The organism is Pseudoalteromonas sp. P1-25 (assembly GCF_001401805.1).
Taxonomy (GTDB): domain Bacteria; phylum Pseudomonadota; class Gammaproteobacteria; order Enterobacterales; family Alteromonadaceae; genus Pseudoalteromonas.
The window spans coordinates 96,404-115,357 of record NZ_LKDW01000009.1 but is presented as its reverse complement, the minus strand read 5'-3'; the positions used below and the strand labels follow the sequence as shown (position 1 = coordinate 115,357).

The 18,954-nt window shown below is 41.0% G+C and carries 15 protein-coding genes; 9 read left to right on the top strand and 6 right to left on the bottom strand.

What is annotated here, in order from left to right; genetic code table 11:
* Positions 1–215: 215 nt before the first annotated feature.
* From polA to AN393_RS08110, 3 genes are all read left to right on the top strand, one after another.
* On the top strand, positions 216–2,945 hold the full coding sequence (gene polA / locus AN393_RS08120) for a DNA polymerase I (RefSeq protein WP_055017790.1): 2,730 nt from the start codon (positions 216–218) through the stop codon (positions 2,943–2,945).
* Between the two features lie 447 nt (positions 2,946–3,392).
* Positions 3,393–3,980 carry a YceI family protein gene (locus tag AN393_RS08115; protein ID WP_055014561.1) on the top strand — a complete coding sequence of 196 codons (588 nt, stop codon included), beginning with the start codon at positions 3,393–3,395 and terminating at the stop codon, positions 3,978–3,980.
* Positions 3,977–4,495, top strand: a complete 519-nt coding sequence (locus AN393_RS08110) for a DUF1285 domain-containing protein (protein WP_055014562.1) — start codon at positions 3,977–3,979, stop codon at positions 4,493–4,495. The genes AN393_RS08115 and AN393_RS08110 overlap by 4 nt, the downstream gene beginning before the upstream one ends.
* Positions 4,496–4,506: 11 nt before the next feature.
* On the opposite strand, the gene yihA is transcribed toward AN393_RS08110, so the two are convergent.
* On the bottom strand, positions 4,507–5,166 hold the full coding sequence (gene yihA, locus AN393_RS08105) for a ribosome biogenesis GTP-binding protein YihA/YsxC (protein ID WP_055017789.1): 660 nt from the start codon (positions 5,164–5,166) through the stop codon (positions 4,507–4,509).
* Positions 5,167–5,445: 279 nt separating this feature from the next.
* Between yihA and AN393_RS08100 the strand changes: the two genes are divergently transcribed.
* The 3 genes from AN393_RS08100 to AN393_RS08090 all read left to right on the top strand — a co-directional run bounded on the left by AN393_RS08100 (position 5,446) and on the right by AN393_RS08090 (position 7,942).
* Complete coding sequence (locus AN393_RS08100) at positions 5,446–6,078, top strand: cytochrome c (RefSeq protein WP_055014564.1); 633 nt, start codon at positions 5,446–5,448, stop codon at positions 6,076–6,078.
* 739 nt (positions 6,079–6,817) lie between these two features.
* On the top strand, positions 6,818–7,414 hold the full coding sequence (gene yihI, locus AN393_RS08095) for a Der GTPase-activating protein YihI (RefSeq protein WP_055017788.1): 597 nt from the start codon (positions 6,818–6,820) through the stop codon (positions 7,412–7,414).
* Between the two features lie 12 nt (positions 7,415–7,426).
* Positions 7,427–7,942: a DUF2489 domain-containing protein gene (locus AN393_RS08090; RefSeq protein WP_055014566.1), complete on the top strand. Its 516-nt coding sequence runs from the start codon at positions 7,427–7,429 to the stop codon at positions 7,940–7,942.
* 49 nt (positions 7,943–7,991) lie between these two features.
* On the opposite strand, the gene hemN is transcribed toward AN393_RS08090, so the two are convergent.
* Together hemN and yjgA are read right to left on the bottom strand one after the other, a co-directional pair.
* Positions 7,992–9,365, bottom strand: a complete 1,374-nt coding sequence (gene hemN, locus AN393_RS08085; protein WP_055017787.1) for an oxygen-independent coproporphyrinogen III oxidase — start codon at positions 9,363–9,365, stop codon at positions 7,992–7,994.
* Between the two features lie 111 nt (positions 9,366–9,476).
* On the bottom strand, positions 9,477–10,010 hold the full coding sequence (gene yjgA / locus AN393_RS08080) for a ribosome biogenesis factor YjgA (protein ID WP_055014568.1): 534 nt from the start codon (positions 10,008–10,010) through the stop codon (positions 9,477–9,479).
* Positions 10,011–10,154: 144 nt separating this feature from the next.
* Between yjgA and pmbA the strand changes: the two genes are divergently transcribed.
* From pmbA to AN393_RS08065, 3 genes are all read left to right on the top strand, one after another.
* Entirely contained in the window at positions 10,155–11,504 is a 1,350-nt protein-coding gene (gene pmbA / locus AN393_RS08075; protein ID WP_055017786.1) for a metalloprotease PmbA, read from the top strand.
* 117 nt (positions 11,505–11,621) lie between these two features.
* On the top strand, positions 11,622–12,104 hold the full coding sequence (locus AN393_RS08070; RefSeq protein ID WP_055014570.1) for a DUF721 domain-containing protein: 483 nt from the start codon (positions 11,622–11,624) through the stop codon (positions 12,102–12,104).
* Between the two features lie 250 nt (positions 12,105–12,354).
* On the top strand, positions 12,355–14,430 hold the full coding sequence (locus AN393_RS08065; protein ID WP_055014571.1) for a M13 family metallopeptidase: 2,076 nt from the start codon (positions 12,355–12,357) through the stop codon (positions 14,428–14,430).
* Between the two features lie 79 nt (positions 14,431–14,509).
* Here the strand turns inward: AN393_RS08065 and AN393_RS08060 are convergent, their stop codons facing one another.
* Genes AN393_RS08060 through secA form a run of 3 tightly spaced genes read right to left on the bottom strand, consistent with a single transcriptional unit; the run spans position 14,510 to position 18,750 of the window.
* Positions 14,510–15,577, bottom strand: coding sequence for a phosphotransferase enzyme family protein (locus AN393_RS08060; RefSeq protein WP_055014572.1), 1,068 nt, complete (start codon positions 15,575–15,577; stop codon positions 14,510–14,512).
* Between the two features lie 5 nt (positions 15,578–15,582).
* Positions 15,583–15,981, bottom strand: a complete 399-nt coding sequence (mutT, locus tag AN393_RS08055) for an 8-oxo-dGTP diphosphatase MutT (RefSeq protein ID WP_055014573.1) — start codon at positions 15,979–15,981, stop codon at positions 15,583–15,585.
* Between the two features lie 60 nt (positions 15,982–16,041).
* A complete protein-coding gene (gene secA / locus AN393_RS08050; protein ID WP_055014574.1) occupies positions 16,042–18,750 on the bottom strand; it encodes a preprotein translocase subunit SecA in 2,709 nt (902 codons plus the stop codon).
* Between the last annotated feature and the right edge of the window lie 204 nt (positions 18,751–18,954).

Sequence of the window (18,954 nt, the reverse complement as noted above, 5' to 3'; positions counted from 1 at the left end):
TATTATCTTTTTTAAACAAAACAAGCAGTTATTTATTTTTCTAAGCATTTAATTATGTATTGGAGGAATAGTTCGTGGCTGTTATCTACAAAGTTATCCACAGGTTGCTCTGCAATAATTATAGCTACTAAGCGTAATTCACTGTCGTTTTATTCACAACCTTATGGCATGCTTGTAATAATATTACTCTTTTGTATTTAGGATCCAAATTCACCATGGCTCAGATCCCCGAAAACCCGCTAATTTTAGTTGATGGCTCTTCATATTTATTCCGTGCTTATCACTCTCCACCGCATTTAACCAACTCAAAAGGTGAAGCAACAGGCGCTATTTATGGCGTGGTTAACATGCTTAAGAGTTTGATCAAACAATATGATCCGAGTCACATGGTGGTGGTGTTTGATGCCAAAGGCAAAACGTTCAGAAACGACATGTATAGCGAGTATAAAGCTAACCGTCCGCCTATGCCTGACGATTTACGAACGCAAATAGCGCCACTGCACAGTATTATTAAAGCAATGGGCTTTCCACTGATCAGTATAGAAGGTGTTGAAGCCGACGATGTGATTGGTACGTTTTCACGAATAGCGACTGAGCAAAAGCGCCATGTATTGGTTTCTACCGGCGATAAAGACATGGCTCAACTAGTTAACGAGCATGTGACGCTAATAAACACCATGACCGATAGCATTTCAGATCCTCAAACCGTTGTTGAAAAATTTGGTGTAGGACCTGAGCTAATCATCGATTATTTAGCATTAATGGGTGATAAAGTTGATAACATCCCAGGTGTTGAAGGTTGTGGGCCTAAAACAGCTGTTAAATGGCTACAAAAATATGGGTCACTTCAAGGTGTTATTGATAATGCCGGCGACATTAAAGGCAAGATTGGTGAAAAACTTGCAAACGCCCTAGATCATTTACCACTAAGTTATGAGCTTGCCACCATTAAATGTGATGTTGAGGTAGAGTCAGACCTAGATACCTTTAAAGTACAAGAGCCAAATAAAGATGAGCTTATTGCACTGTATGGTGAGTGTGAGTTCCGCCGCTGGTTAGCTGAGCTACTTGATAATCCAAAAGATGCAGAAAAAGCGCTCCCTACTGAGGAAAATGAACTACCAAAAGTAGAAGACGCTCATTATGAAACTATTTTAAGCGAGTCACAGTTTGATGCGCTTATAGAGCAGCTAAATAGCGCTGAGTTATTTGCCTTTGATACCGAAACAACTAGCCTTGATTATATGCAAGCGCAGTTAGTAGGTATGAGCTTTGCTGTAAAAGCTGGCGAAGCCGCTTACTTACCCATTGCACATGACTACCCGGGTGCACCAGAGCAATTAAGCTTTGAATATGTAATGCAAAAGCTTGGGCCAATTCTGGCCGATGCTAACAAAGCTAAAGTAGGGCAAAACCTAAAATACGACAAGAGTGTACTAGCTAATGCCGGCTATGAACTCAATGGCATTAAGTTTGATACTATGCTTGAGTCGTACGTATTTAATAGTGTGGGCACTCGCCATGACATGGATTCATTAGCGCTTAAATACTTAGGCCATAAAAACATTAGCTTTGAAGATATTGCCGGCAAAGGGAAAAAGCAGCTTACCTTTAATCAAATTGAGCTTGAAAAAGCTGCGCCTTACGCAGCAGAAGATGCCGATATTACACTGCGCTTACACCAAGTACTGTGGCCAAAATTAGAAGCTGATGAGAAGTTAAAGTCAGTGTTTGAAACCATAGAAATGCCCCTAGTTGATGTTATTTCTGATATTGAACGCACTGGTGTAGCTATAGATAGCAATATGCTTGCCGCACACAGTCAGCGTTTAGGCGAGCGTTTACTTGAGCTTGAAAAAGAAGCGTTTGAAATAGCTGGCGAACCATTCAACCTAAGCTCGCCAAAGCAGCTGCAAGTACTTTTATTTGAAAAACTTGAGCTGCCAGTCATTAAAAAAACACCTAAAGGTGCACCTTCAACGGCTGAAGAAGTGCTACAAGAACTTGCCCATGATTACCCATTACCTAAAGTGATTATTGAGCATCGTGGTTTATCTAAGCTTAAATCAACGTATACCGATAAATTACCATTGATGGTAAATGAGAAAACACAACGCGTGCATACTTCTTATCATCAAGCTGTTACGGCCACAGGGCGTTTGAGTTCTACCGATCCTAACTTACAAAATATTCCTATTCGCTCTGAAGAAGGGCGCCGAATACGTGAGGCGTTTGTAGCGGCACCAGGTTATAAAATTGTGGCTGCCGATTACAGCCAAATTGAGCTGCGTATTATGGCGCATTTATCGCAAGACAAAGGGCTACTAAATGCCTTTGCTAATGGATTAGATGTACACAGTGCAACCGCTGCTGAGGTATTTGGTGTTGAGCTTGGTAAGGTAACCACCGATATGCGTCGTAAAGCGAAAGCAGTAAACTTTGGTATAATTTACGGCATGTCAGCCTTTGGTTTAGCGCGTCAGCTTGATGTGCCACGTCACGAAGCACAGCACTACATAGATAAATACTTTGAGCGTTTTCCTGGGGTACTTGATTACATGGAAACAACGCGTGAGAAAGCGGCTGAGAACGGGTATGTAGAAACTATTTTTGGTCGTCGTTTACACTTACCAGAAATTAATGCACGTAATGGAGCTCGTCGTAAAGGCGCCGAACGTGCAGCAATCAATGCACCAATGCAAGGCACAGCCGCCGACATTATTAAAAAAGCAATGTTGAGTGTACATCAATGGGTTAGTGAGCAAGCCCCTAACACGATTAAATTACTCATGCAGGTACACGATGAGTTGGTATTTGAAATTAAAACCGACTGCGCACAAGCTTACACCAAGCAAATTTGTGAACTAATGTCGCAAGCTGCGAGTTTAGATGTGCCTTTAATTGTTGAAGCCGACGAAGGTGAAAACTGGGAACAAGCCCATTAACCTCAAAACATGCTTATAGTTTAAAAGCGCCGCAAGGCGCTTTTTTATTGCCTCTAAATAACTCACCCAATTAGGCGAATCGATATACGTATTTCTGTGTGTAAACAAAGTTTAGTTAAAAGTAGGTTAATTTAAGCAACTATTTGTATTAAATAGTTATATGTTCGTCAATTCGAACTATTTTGGCGGAATATGATTGTATTTTTATGCGCGCTTTTGTTAAAGTGCGCGCGTCCTCATCCTGTAGGACATCCTGTTGATGATGCATCTGAAAAGGTGCAACAAATTGATAGCTTCTCCCCAGTTTGCTATACCGGCCTGCTTGTTTTAAGCAGGCCGTTTTTTCTTTTCAATCCCCTTTATTATTTATTTTGAGTTGGTATGCGTATACCGCAAGTGGTAGTATCGAAAGCGCTATTATTCTCATTTAAATTTAAGGAGTGCGTTATGTTTAAAACGTTAGCCGCTGTAGGTTTATCGTTAACTAGCCTTGTTTTGTCTAATGCCGCTCATGCAGATTGGCAGCTCGTTAATGATAAAAGCCAATTAAGTTTTGTTTCTATAAAGAAAGACACGATTGCTGAGGCGCATCATTTTACTAATCTAGAAGGGACACTTTTAGACAGCGGTGCTTTTAGTGTAAATATTGACTTAACCTCTGCAGAAACACTAATCCCCATTCGCAATGAACGTTTAACTCAATTTGTATTTGAAGCGGCAAAATTCCCTAACGCAATTTTAACCGCAGATTTAAAAAAGCAATTAAGTAATATTAAAAAACCAGGCCAACATGTATTAAAAGCGGTTGATGCGCAGCTTGATTTTCATGGTAATAAAAAACCATTAAAAATAAATGTACTTGTTAGCAGTTCAAAAAATGGCGATTTAAGCGTATCGTCGTTTACGCCAGTAATTATAAATAGCCAAGACTTTGGGGTGACCGAAGGCGTTAAAAAGTTACAGCAATTAGCTGGCTTACCGGCCGTTGCTACAGCCGTCCCGGTTACTTTTGCACTGACACTAAAAAAACAGTGATCTCCTTAGCGGCGCTTAGTAAGCAATTAAGCGAGCCTAGTAAACCGTTTGATAGTTGGCAGCCAACCCAGTGTGGTGAACTGCCAATTATTATTAACGAACAAGGGCTGTGGTTTTACGATGGCAGCGAAATTACTCGCTCCGCTATGGTAAAACTGTTTGCCAGTGTTTTATGCAAAGAAGGCGAGCAGTTTTACTTAAAAACACCCATCGAAAAAATAGCGATAGAAGTACAAGATGCGCCATTCGTTATCGTAAGCTGGCATATAGAGAGCACAGCGCAGGGGCACGTTATGTGTTGTGTAGATAATTTAGCACGACAATGGTTAGTTAGTGCTGAGCAGCCTCTTTATATAAAAAACTATAAAAATGCAGCGGTGCCTTATTTGCAATTGCCTTATGGATGTAATGCGCGGGTATCACGAAATGTGTTTTATCAGTGGGCTGAAATAGCCGACGCAGATGAGCGCGGCTATTTTATAAAATCTGCAGGTGAAAGGTTTTATCTCTCATAGGTGCTTATTTTTTAAGCGTCTGAGTTATCTTCATCACTTGGCTGTGGTGCAACAGCCACGATTGGCCCTAAGTACCACTCATCTAATTTCTTGGCGACTTCCGGTAAACCCGTCCCCTTAAGTGATGAAAAAGCATGAACAGTAATATCACCGTCTAGTTCACTTAATTCGCGGCGTACTTGTAATACTTGTGCTTTGCGCGCCCCTTGCTTAAGCTTATCCGCTTTAGTTAAAAGCGCCAATACAGGGATTTCACTGCCAATAGCCCAATTAATTAAATCTTTATCTAAATCTTTTAATGGGTGGCGAATATCCATCAATACCACAATGCCTTTTAAACTTTGACGTTTTTGTAGGTATTCACCTAGTGATTTTTGCCATTTCTTTTTCATTTCAATGGGCACTTTAGCAAAGCCATAACCAGGTAAGTCAATTAAGCGCATATCATCCACTTCACCTAATTCAAACGTGTTGATCAATTGCGTACGGCCCGGTGTTTTACTGGTACGAGCAAGTTTTTGATCTGTAAGTGCATTAAGAGCACTCGACTTACCGGCATTAGAGCGACCTGCAAACGCGACTTCAATTCCCGTATCAGCAGGTAATTTAGTGATGTCTGGCGCGCTTGTAACAAAAGACGCAGTATTATATTTGATACGAGATTTGAGCACAGGCTCTCCTAAAACGTAAAAGTTAATCTTATTGAGCTAAATTGACTCAGGGCGCGTATTTTATACTATAAAGGATGTATTAAAAAGCGTATTTAAACACCTAAAAATGCTATAAATGGCACTATTAAAGCTGCTTAAAGGTTAATCTAGGTCAAAACCCTATAAATTATAAGCTTAATATGAGTAGAAAACGTGCCAGAGAATTTTTTATCGTGTAGAATACATGAATTACAACATCCATATTGTAGATGATACAGGGTCGGAAACAGAGAATTCACCATGAAAAAAATAGCACTATCTTTAACAATATTGCTTGGTGCGTTGTCAGCAAGCAACGCAACAGCATTTGATGGCGATGTAAACGCAGGTAAAGAAAAATCAGCAACGTGTGCGGCTTGTCACGGCCCAGACGGTAATGCACCGGTTAATATTTACCCTAAACTTGCAGGCCAGCATCCAGATTACATCCTTAAACAACTTAAGGATTTAAAACTAGGTATGACTTCAGGCGGTAAAGAAGGTCGTATGGATCCTGTAATGAGCGCGATGGCTATGCCACTTAGCGAACAAGACATGAAAGACCTATCTGCTTATTTTTCTTCATTGAACATGACTGAAGGCGCCACCCCTAAAGACGTGGTTGAAGTTGGTCAAAAGCTTTACAAAGCAGGCGATGCTGAGCGTGGTATTCCAGCTTGTGCGGCGTGTCATGGTCCGCGCGGCAATGGTTCGTCACTTGCTAAGTTTCCTAAAATTTCTTTCCAGCACCCAGAGTACATCAAAGCTCAGCTAGAGAAATTCCGTGATGGTACCCGTAAAAACGACCATAACGGTATGATGCAGGATATAGCGAAAAAGCTAACAGACAAAGATATTGAAGTACTTTCTCAATACTTGGGTGGTTTACACTAAAGTCGTATTTATTTAGTATTTGCTAATGTAATACTATGAAATATGATTAAAAAGCAGCTTACGCTGCTTTTTTTGTGTCCGTAATTTAACGATATCACCCTTTAGCTTGTGAGATATTTGCCATACCGAATTGTGAGAAATAACTTATTTTTAAACTTTTTAAGTGTGTAACTTATTAATTTATATTGTTTTTAATGAATTTATATGTGTGACATGTCAGAAAAATTATATAAACCAGTTGTAACAAAATTATTAATGGGTAAATTAACCACTGTCGCAAAACAACAATAACAACATGGATTATGCTAAAGGAAAATAGCGCGGCACGACTGAATAGCACACTGAAGGTGCTACAAAAGGAAATAACAAGAAAGCGTCAGGATGACCGTAAATAATAAAATCTCAAGGAAGTTAAAAATAAAAACAAAATGGAATGTAACAAGGAAGGTTAAAATAATAACAATACGGACTGATAATAATAAAAATAATAAAGACTAAAAAAGTCGAAGGGAGAAGTGTCCAGATAATGGCGCTCAGATTAGTAGGCGGTAGAGATGTTTTCTCTACCGCCTTTTTATTTGTCCTGTTACAATACCCACCGTTTAGCAATAAGCTAATGCGCTAATTCAACAAGCAACCCAAGCTTTAATGCGCAAATCGAATTCTTCTGGCTAGGCCAGCACTGCGATGCTCATGTTATGTGCCTCGCTCAAAACCTCTTAAGTGAGATGATCAAGATATGAGTAGAAAGAAAAAGTCACGTAAAATTCCTTCAAACGGCCCTGTTCGTTTAAGCCAAGATAAGCTTAGAGAAATGCGTGCGTTAAAGGAGCAACGTGTTAAAAAGCCAAAGGGCGCTAAACCTGGCTCTCGAAATGCACCAGAGCTATTAGATAGCGACACTAAAAAAGTAAGTTCAGCACCGAAAGATAAACGTGTAGGCAGTAAAAAAGCGGTACCTTTAGTGGCTGCCGCACCACAGCCACAAGTAGAAATGAAGCGTAACTTAAAGCCAATGGCCGAGCTTAAAAAGGCGACAGAGCCAGAGCTGACACCAGAGCAAGAGCTAGAAGCGCTTGAAAACGATGAGCGTTTACTTAAGCTCGTTGAGCGTCATGAACAAGGTGAAATGCTGACAGGTAAAGATGCAAAGTACTTTAATAGCCGTATTGCACGCCACCAAGTGCTTTGTAAGTTACTGGGTATAGAAGATGAGGATGAGGACGAGTTTGAAGATGATTTTGAAGACAATGTCCAAAGCAACGGTAACTCAGACTTTGATAAATACCTTTCAGATGATTTAGCCAATGAGTGGCTAGATGATGACGATAAATAGTAAGGGCGCTTAATGAGTACCGCAGTGATTGTAGCCTTGTTTGTAGGTGCTGTTATTATTGCTGGCTTAGCATTTTATGCAGGTCAGTTACTCTATAAGCTTAACGCGCAAAAAAAGTTAATTGCGCAAAAGCAAGCAGAGCAACAGCAAAAGCTTAAGCAGTCGCGCTTAAAGCGAAACGCTAAACTTGCCGATAGCATTCATTTAATTGCTCGTGCAATGGCTGAAAAGCAATGTGAGTATTCTGAAGGCTGTTTACGGATTTGGGTGTTAATGTCTCAGTACGCTTTTGAAGATGAGCGAGATTTAACCGAGGCGTACCCAGGCATTTATAAAATGTATAATGTCGTTAAAGAAATGCCGACTCACGATGCACGCAAAAAATACTCTAAAAAAGAGATTTTTAAACAAGATACAGCTCGTTGGCGAGCAGAAGAAAACTTTAGCGATGAGATTAAAGCCGATTGCGACAAAATCATTGTCGAGTTTAAAGCTGCGCCGGGCAGCGAAAACATAGTGTTTAATTAAGCTCAAAAATAAAAAAAGCAGATTTAGGTCTGCTTTTTTTATGCCTGCTTTAAATCACCCGTGAGAAACGGGTTTTACTTATTTGCTTTTGTAAGTGAGCATCAAAGCACATACATATAATACGAATAAACAAGTTCCCCCGAGGCGTGACGCGTATTACGTTATCATTTATATGTACCATCTCATCGTCTATTAAAGGCTGTAGTGCCAACAGGGCATCTGCAAAATACTCATTAAATTGAATAGTATGTTTTTTCGTAAAAGCCTGTGTGTCTAATTCAAACTGGCAGATAAGGGATTTAATAGCCTCTGCACGTATTACATCATCATGCGTTAAATGCATTCCTTTATGTATAGCGCTCCCAGCTTGCGTTTCAATGGCGTGATAATAATGCTTAAGCACTTTTTGATTTTGTAAAATGGCTGTGCCAATTTGTGAGATGGACGAGACCCCTAAGCCTAACAAGTCGCAATTACCGTGGGTGGTATAGCCCTGAAAATTGCGATGTAGCTGCCCTTTGTTTTGCGCAACTGCCAGTTCGTTGTCGGCTTTTGCAAAATGATCCATACCAATAAACTGATAACCTGCTGATGTCATTTGCGACAAGGTGTTTTTAAACATTGTTAGCTTGTCGTGGGCTTTGGGTAAATCAGCTTCTTTTATTTTACGTTGCGCAGCAAAGCGCTCCGGTAAATGCGCGTAATTAAATACAGAGACTCTGTCTGGGCTTAAGGCAATTAATTGCGCTATTGTTTTCTCAAAGCTTTGGGGTGTTTGTTTAGGTAGGCCATAAATCATATCTGCATTTATTGACTTAAAGCCCAGCTCGCGGGCTTGGGTTATCAGTGCTTTAACGGTCTCAACTTGCTGTGTGCGGTTAACTGCTTGCTGTACCTCATCGTTAAAATCTTGAATACCAAAGGATACGCGGTTAAAACCTAAAACCCGTAAGTGTATAAGCATATCTTTAGCAAGGGAGCGTGGGTCTATTTCAATGCCACGCTCAGTGTTGCGGGTAAAATGAAAGTGCTGCTCTAGCAAATTAATTAGGCGCGTCATTTGCTTTACAGTTAAAAAAGTTGGTGTACCACCGCCTAAATGCAATTGCTCTACCGTGTAGTGTTTGAATAATGGGGCATGCGCTGCTATTTCTTTTGCTAAATAATCTAAGTACACATCGGCTTTAGACTGATGGCGCGTAATCACCTTGTTACAACCGCAGTAATAGCAAAGCTCACTGCAAAATGGGATATGAATATACAAAGAGAGTGAGCGACTCGATGATGATTTTATAGCGCTAACTAGGTCTTGCTGCTGATACCCCTCGCTTAAAGATAACGCGGTAGGATAGGAGGTATAACGCGGCCCTGACACGTTATACTTATTTATAAGAGTTTGATCCCATTTTGGAAGCTTTATCATCACGCGCACCTTATATATTAATGAGGTGGTGAGTATAAAAAGCTTTTAAGGAAGGGGTTTTGATCTACAACAAAAAAGGTGCCTAAGCACCTTTTAAAAGAGTATTTTTTGTTAATACGTTATGTTGTGGGCATCTTTTAGGTATTGAAACAATTCTTTATAGCCCTTGCCTGGCTTCTCGGCTTTAACCTCTTTGGCGGCATTGCGAACCAATTGGCGCATTTTTTGGCGCTCAAGGGTCGGGTATTGCTCAATGGTTTCGTTGATTAAATCGTCGCCTTGTTCAATTAAGTCACTACGTAATTGCTCAATTTTTTTAATTAAAACCTCAGCTTGGTTATTTTTATTAAGCATTACATCAATAATTGCTTTAATTTCTTCAACGTTTTCTACTGTGCGCAGCGTTTTAGCAATGTAATTTAAATGACGACGGTACGCATCGCTTTTATTGCTAATTTTATCAGCAACCACCATGGCTTCTTTTAAATCGTCATTGAGTGGTAAGCGTTCGCGTTGTTTTTTCCCCATTTTAGCAATTTCAGAACCTAACTGGTGAAACTCTTGCGCGTCTCGCTTTAGCTCACTTTTTGATACGTAAATAATTTCTTCTTCAATTTCAGCAGGCTTGCCTTTTTTCTTCGCCATGGGGTGCTCTTAAGTAAAAATAACTTTTGCCATTATACGCGATTCTTTTAGTGATTAATATTAGCTGATGTGGTGCAGTGAGTGTGTTAGCATTTAAAGATAAGAAATGCGTGCAATATTGCCTTAAGGCTCAGGACTTAATTTATGAAAAGCCAACAACACGATCCAATTTATTCTCAAATCTCTCAAGTAAAAGATGCCGTAGCTGAAGTGCTCGAGCATGCAAAAAAATTGGGTGCTACTGCCGCAGAAGCTGCTATGTCGAGTACATCGGGTTTATCGGTAAGTACACGCATGGGTGAAGTAGAAACCATAGAATTTAACCAAGATGGCGGTTTAGGTATCAGTGTTTATGTAGGGAATAATAAAGGGTCGGCATCTACTGCAGATCTCAACCCAAAAACACTACGCACTGTAGTCGAAAAAGCCATTGATATTGCCAAGTTTACCTCCGATGATCCATTTAATGGCATTGCGGATAAAGAGCTACTTGAGTTTGCCCCTAAAGATCTCGATTTATATCATCCGTGGGATGTAAGCCCAGAGCAAGGTATTGAACTTTGCCATGCCGCCGAGCAAGCCGCCTTAAATGCTGATGAGCGCATTGTAAATTCAGATGGTGCAAGTTTTTCATCGCACCAAGGTTTACGTGTATACGGTAATAGCCATGGTTTAATTGCTGGTTTTCCACGTACGCGCCATAGTATTAGTACTATGGTAATAGGCAAAGAAGGCGAGCACATGCAGCGCGATTCGGCGTACACTGTTGCGCGCGATCAAGCTGGTTTAAACGATGCTGCAGCAGTGGGCCTTGAAGCTGCAACCGAAACACTTGCTAAGTTAAACAGCCAAAAACTAGGGACTATGAAAGTACCTGTTATTTTTAGAGCCGATATAGCTAACTCATTGTTTGGACATTTGGTATCGGCTATAGGCGGTGGGGCGCTTTATCGTAAATCGAGCTTTTTACTCGACAGCCTAGGCACCCAAGTATTTAGTAAGAGCGTTAATATTGCTGAGCGTCCACATATATTAAAAGGGTTAGCATCATCACCTTTTGATAGTGAAGGGGTTAAAACGATTGACCGTGAAATTATTCAAGGCGGTGAACTGCAAACGTATTTATTGGCAAGTTATGCAGCACGTAAATTAAATATGGCTCCAACAGGCCATGCAGGCGGTATTCATAACTGGTTAGTAGAGCAAACGCATAACGATTTAACCGCACTATTAAAAACCATGGGAACAGGCTTATTAGTTACCGAGCTGATGGGGCAAGGCGTAAACACCGTTACCGGTGACTACTCGCGTGGAGCAGCTGGTTTTTGGGTAGAAAACGGTGAAATTCAGTACCCTGTTAGTGAAATTACCATTGCCGGAAATTTAAAAGACATGTTTAAAGGTATTTCGGCCATAGGGGGCGATATTGAGCGCAGAGGCGGTATTCAAACGGGTTCAGTACTTATAGAGCAAATGCAAGTAGCAGGCGCATAATAGCAATTTGCAATAATACGTAATTAAGCGAATTGGTATAATATAAAAGCATATATTAAAGCCGAGCATTTAAACGCTTGGCTTAAGCGTGTTTTATTTAAATTGATGAGGTGTTGAATGGCTAAAGATAGGTACGCACCAAAACCCCTAACTGACATTATGGCAGGCCTTAATAATCGCTTATCTGCTTATGCAGGTAAAAGCCAAGCGCTAGATAAACAGCAAGTATTGCTTAAAGAGTTTTTAGGCCCAAAGCTTGCTGAAAAATGCCGTGTAAGTAATTACCGCGATGGCACGCTGATGATTGAAGCTGTATCGGCAGCAATTGCCCTTAAACTTAATTATTTAAAAATGGATATGCAGTCGCATTTTAGAGCGGCGGGCATGGCAGAGCTCGGCCAAATTAAAATTGTCGCAAACCCTCAAGCAACAGCGCGCTTAAGCCCAACAACAGATAAACGAGGCCCCGTAGGCAAAGCACCTGGCAATTCAAGAAAAATGAGCCAGCAAACCTCAGATTACCTTAATGCCATTGCCGCATCAGCGCCCCCTTCGCTGAAAGAAAAGCTAGAGCGCCTTGCTCGCCATGGTAAAAAATAACTCGCTAAAGCGCGAATATGGTTGTTGGTAGGGCTATTTTGTTATCTCGTCTCACGGCAAATACTTTGTTACATATTCTATTTTATTGTTTCTTTAATGGGGTTTATCATACAAATTCGGCGTGTTGTTTTAACCGCCTAAATATTAATTTCATTAAGTGAAAGCATCGCAGGGCGCTTTTTATCTTTCTCTGTGGCGCCATAGCTTAATGAAATAGATATTTTATTCTTTACTAACAAACGGAATAATTATGAAAAAAGTAACTATTACCGCCGCAAGTATTGCACTTGCGCTGGGCCTAGTAGGTTGCGGTGAAAAACAACAAGAAACACAAGTAGCCGATACAGCTACTGTTGCAGCACCTGCAGAAAAAACCCTTGAGCTAGGTGTAGACCTTGCCAATATGGATGAGTCAGTTCGTGCGCAAGATGATTTTTATTACCATGTAAACGGGCAGTGGCTTGCTAAAACAGAGATCCCTGGCGACAAGTCTAACTATGGCTCGTTTACACAGTTGTATGAAGAGTCGCAAAAAGCGATGAAAGCAGCACTTGAAAGTGCCGCTAAAAATAGTAATGCTAAAAAAGGCAGCGACGAGTACAAAATTGGTGCTTTTTATAAAAGCTACATGGATAAAGACACACGTGATGAGTTAGGTATTACACCTTTACAACCTTCACTTAATACCATTGATAGCCTAGATTCAAAAGCTGATCTTGCGCCTTTAATGGCTAAAATTCAGCAGCAAGGTGCCAGCTTACCATTTGGCTGGTTTGTAAATAACGATGCTAAAAATTCAAGTGAATACGCGCTGTACTTATCGCAATCTGGGCTTGGCTTACCAGATCGTGACTATTACTTAAAAGATGATGAAAAATTTACTAAAATTCGTGCATCTTACGAGCAATACATCACAGATATTTTAGCTAAATCGGGCGTTGAAAATGCCGCTGATGCCGCTAAAAGCGTTATCGCATTTGAAAGCGCTTTAGCACAGGCACAGTGGAGCCGTGTACAAAGCCGTGATGCCACTAAGTCATACAATAAAATGACTGTAGCTGAGGCAAGTAAGCTAACAGGCGACTTTGATTTAGCTGCGTTTTTCAAAAGCGCTGGGGTAGATACCTCAGACATTATTGTACGTCAGCCAAGCTATTTAGAAGGGTTTGCTGAAGTGTACAAAGAAACAGATTTAGCCACGTGGAAAAACTACTTAAAGTTTCATTTTGTAAGTGGTTACGCACAGTTACTAAGCACTGACTTGGTTGATCTTAAATTTGATTTTTATAGCACCACATTACGCGGCGTAAAAGAGCAGGCGCCTCTTTGGAAAAAAGCGGTGGATGCATCTAACAGCGTACTTGGCGAAATTTTAGGTAAAGTATACGTAAAAGATAACTTCCCACCTGAGGCAAAAGCGCGCATGGAAGAGCTGGTAGATAACGTTATTAAAGGTTACGGCGTTGCTATTGAAAACCTTGAGTGGATGAGCCCAGAAACCAAGCTTGCAGCCCAAGAAAAGCTAAACAAATTTACCCCAAAAATTGGCTACCCAGATAAATGGAAAGACTACTCTGAGCTTACAATTAATCCTGATGATTTAGTGGGTAACTACATACGTTATAGCCAGTGGGCTTACAGCGATATGATTGCTAAATTAGGCAAACCAGTTGACCGCTCTGAGTGGCACATGACCCCACAAACCGTTAATGCCTACTACAACCCAGTAAATAACGAAATTGTATTCCCAGCTGCTATTTTACAGCCACCGTTTTTTAATTTAGACGCCGATGACGCTGTAAACTACGGTGCAATTGGCGCAGTAATTGGCCATGAGCTAGGCCACGGTTTTGACGACCAAGGCGCTAAATACGACGGTGACGGTAACTTACGTAACTGGTGGAGTGAGTCTGACCTTAAACAGTTTGAAGAGCGTACCGGCGCGTTAGTGGCGCAATACAATGAATATAAACCGTTTGAAGATGCAGGTGTGAACGGCGAGCTTACGCTTGGCGAAAACATTGGCGACCTAGGTGGTTTAACGGTGGCTTACAAAGCGTATCAATTATCGCTAGGCGATAACAAAGCGCCTGTAATTGACGGTTACACTGGCGATCAGCGTTTCTTTATGGGGTGGTCACAAATTTGGCGTCGTAAGTACCGTGATGAAGAATTACGTAACCGCTTAATGACAGATCCGCATTCACCAAGTCACTACCGTGTTATTGGTATCTTGTCGAACATGCCTGAGTTTTACGACGCGTTTGACGTAAAAGAAGGCGACAAGATGTATATCAAACCAGAAGACCGCGTAAAAATTTGGTAATTGTTATGCTTTTTGGTTAACTTAGTAAAAACCAGCAAGTGTTTAGCTTGCTGGTTTTTTTATACTAATAACACTGCAGTTATTGCATGAGGGCTTTATGCATCCAGCTTTGATTGCTTAAAATATTTTTATACAAAGCGAGTTGGTTTTGCGCACGTTCTAAATTATGTTCTGCATGGGTGGTTTTAAAGTACACGTCGTTATTTAAGTAATCGGTTAAAAACCGCACACTAAGCATTAGCGGCATAACTTTAGCGCCAAGCAGTAAACTTGCTTGCTCTTTGTTGCTAATTGCCGATTTAAGGGGGGCAAGGTAGCCTTTAACAAGCGCTGTAAATACCTCTTTGCGAATAACCACTTTACCAAGGTTAGTTGAATCTTCTGCCTCAGCGCAGCAAAATGTGCGCACCATGTCTCCAAAGTCATAAAGTAAAAAGCCGGCCATGCAGGTATCTAAATCGATAACTGCTTTTGCTTTATATGTATTGCTGCAATACAGCATGTTATTTATTTTAGTGTCGTTGTGGCACACCCGGGTAGGCAAATCAGCTGTTACCTCAGCCAGTTCTTTTACCAAATGCTGTTGTGCAATGCAGTAGTCAATAACGGTTTTACACTGTTGCAGCCGCTCATTAGTGGCTGTGGCAATGGCTGTATTAAGCTGCTCAAAACGCATGGCTAAGTTATGAAAGTCTGCAATAACAGGGTAGAGGCTTGATGCGTCAAAATCGAGCAAGGCACGTGTAAATGTGCCAAATGCAAATGCCGCTTGCTCTGCGTGTTTAGGCTCTTTGACGATATCTTCACTTGCGCTTTGGCTAATAAAATTAAGCACGCGGTAGTACGCGTTATTAATTATTATAAGGTGTTCACCTTGGTGGGTACTTATATGCTTAACAATATCGAGCGGGTAAGTATTTGCTTGTTGTTTAGCGCTTAAATGCTGCTCAATTAACTGGGCGTTATTGACCAGTTGTGCTGGATTTTCAAATACATGAGTGTTGAGCTTTTGAACAACAAATTGCTGACCAGCATTGGTGAGCAGCCAGGTGGTGTTTATATGTCCGCTGCCTAAAGAGCTCACCTGAGTAAGCTCAGGGTTTAGCGCTAATAGCTCACTTAATTTATTTTGTATTGCTGTATTCATGTGCTTTACGCGTATCGCGCGTGTATTTTTTCAATAATCTCGGCGTTAGCAGCAGGAAACTCATAGTTACTAAGCTCATTAATAGCGACCCATTCACTAGGTTGCCCTTCGGCGCCATGTGCTTCACCGCTAAAGTTACTTACAACGTGAATATCAAGTTTTACACATTTATCGCCATAGTCATGTTCAATCACCATCAGTTGGCTAGAGCTGTGAATGGTAATGCCAACTTCTTCACTGAGCTCACGCTTAAGGGCGGCAAATACGCTCTCACCAGCTTCTACTTTCCCGCCTGGAAATTCCCATAAGCCACCTTGATGTTGCTCATTAGCGCGCTTACAAATGAATATAGCATTATTTTTTTTTATTACGCCTACCGCTACGTTAACTATTTTTGTTGTCATATTTTTTCTCCATAAAAAAAGCGACGCTAGCGTCGCTTTTTAATTACATACAATGCGTCGTTACTTTAATTTACCACAACATTGCTTAAACTTTTGTCCTGAGCCACATGGGCACGGATCGTTGCGGCCAACTTTAGGCGCTGTTCTTGCCATTACAGTTGCGCTTTGAGGGGCTTCACCGCCTACGTGTTCAGCTTCTTCGTGTTGGTACTCGCGAGGGGCATTTTCACTTTTACGGTGTTGCTCTTCTACTTTTTCAACATCTTCTTCGGCACGAACTTGTACTTTACTTAAAATGCCCACTACATCAACTTTTAAGTTTTCAAGCATTTCGGTGAATAGCTCAAACGACTCGCGCTTGTATTCTTGCTTAGGATTCTTTTGTGCATAGCCACGTAAGTGAATACCTTGGCGTAAATGATCCATTGCAGCAAGATGATCTTTCCAGTGCTGATCGAGGCTTTGTAGCATAATCGCTTTTTCAAACTGACGTAGTACAGAGTCGCCAACTTGTTCTTCTTTTTGCTTGTAAGCTTGTTCAACCGCTTGCTCAATACGCTCACGAAGTTTCTCTTCGTATAATTTATTGTCATCAGCTAGCCATTGCGCGATAGGCAACTCAATAAGAAAGTCTTGTTTTAAGCGTTCTTCAAGCCCAGGGATATCCCACATTTCAGCAAGGCTTTGTGGTGCGATGTATTGATCGATCACCCCATTGAGTACATCTGCGCGAATTGCAGTGATTGTTTCTGAAATATCGCCTTCTTCAAGCAACTCGTTACGCTGGGCGTAAACAACACGACGTTGATCGTTTGCTACATCATCGTACTCAAGTAATTGCTTACGAACATCAAAGTTACGTGCTTCTACTTTACGCTGAGCGTTTTCAATTGCACGGTTAACCCATGGATGCTCAATGGCTTCGCCGCGTTGCATGCCTAGTTTACGCATCATGTTAGTCATGCGCTCACCAGCAAATATACGCATTAGCGCATCATCCATCGATAAGTAAAAACGGCTAGAGCCGGCATCACCCTGACGACCAGCACGGCCACGTAATTGGTTATCTATACGGCGCGATTCATGACGTTCAGTACCAATAATATGTAAACCGCCAGCATCAATTACTGCATCGTGACGAATTTTCCACGCTGCTTTAATTTCAGCAATTTGTTCATCTGTTGGGTTTTCTAGTTTTTCAACTTCACTGTTCCAGTTACCACCAAGCACAATATCGGTACCACGGCCGGCCATGTTGGTAGCAATTGTTACAGTACCAGGTAAGCCTGCATCCGATACAATGTCAGCTTCTTGCGCATGGAACTTAGCATTAAGTACGTTGTGCTTAATTTTTTCTTTGCGTAAAAACTGCGATAAATACTCAGAGCTTTCAATTGAAATAGTACCTACTAGCACAGGTTGCCCGCGCTCTTGGCAATCTTTAATATCAGCTAAAATAGCTTCGTATTTTTCTTCTTGTGTTAGGTAAACTAAATCAGCGCGATCATCACGGATCATCGGCTTATTAGTTGGCATAACAACCGTGTCTAGACCGTAAATAGATTGAAACTCAAATGCCTCTGTATCGGCTGTACCTGTCATACCAGCTAAGGTTTCGTATAAACGGAAGTAGTTTTGGAAAGTAATAGAAGCCAGTGTTTGGTTTTCGTTTTGAATTTTTACACCTTCTTTCGCTTCTACAGCTTGGTGTAAACCTTCAGACCAACGACGACCTTCCATTGAGCGCCCTGTGTGCTCATCGATAATGATGACTTCGTTTTCTTTAACAACGTAATCCACATCTTTTTGATAAAGCTTGTGAGCACGAAGCGCAGCATACACGTGGCTTAGTAGAGTAATACTACTGGCTGAGTAAAGCGAATCGCCTTCTTCAATTAATCCACGTTCAGTAAGTAGGTCTTCTACTTTAATTTGACCGCGCTCTGTTAAATGAACTTGTTTAGACTTTTCGTCTATAGTGTAATCGCCATCGCCTTCAATGCCTTCTTCGTCTTCTTTTTCTTGAAGCTCTAAAAGCGGCACAATTTTATTGATTTCGATGTATAGCTCAGAGCTATCTTCAGCTGGGCCTGAAATTATAAGTGGCGTACGTGCTTCATCGATTAAGATTGAATCCACCTCATCCACTACCGCATAAAACAGTGGGCGTTGTACACGCTCATCAATGCTAAATGCCATGTTGTCACGTAGGTAGTCAAAACCAAACTCGTTATTAGTACCGTAAGTAATATCGGCACTGTAAGCTTGTTTTTTCTGTTGTGGCATCATGCCTGGTACGTTACAGCCTACAGTTAAGCCTAAGAACTCAAATAACTCGCGGTTTGTTTCAGCATCACGTTTTGCAAGGTAGTCGTTCACGGTAATTACGTGCACGCCTTTGCCTGTTAAGCCATTTAAGTAGGCTGGAAGTGTGGCTGTGAGTGTTTTACCTTCACCGGTACGCATTTCTGCTATACGGCCTTGATGTAAAACCATGCCGCCTAATAGCTGTACGTCAAAGTGACGCATGCCATTTACACGCTTTGACGCTTCACGTACCACAGCAAATGCTTCTGGTAGAATGTCGTCAAGGCTTTGCCCGTTATCGTAACGTTCTCTAAACTCAGCTGTCTTAGCTCTTAAATCTTCATCAGAAAGCGCTTCTAATTGCGTTTCTAGCGCGTTAATTAGCGCGACCGTCTTTCTTAGGTTTTTAATAGTGCGGTCATTGCGACTACCAAAAATCTTGGTAAATAAATTAGATATCATGATAAAACCGTTACAATGTATTCTTTGCTAACCGAGTGTCGGCTAACCCATTTTTTACAATTGGTAATTAATATGTACTTTTACATAACCTGTAGAACATATTAATTAGCAATTTTGTATTAAAGAGCATTAAAAGCACTGTTTAATACGTGTGCTACTATACCAGACTCTGCCAAACAACAAACTATCTCAATAAAAAGATGT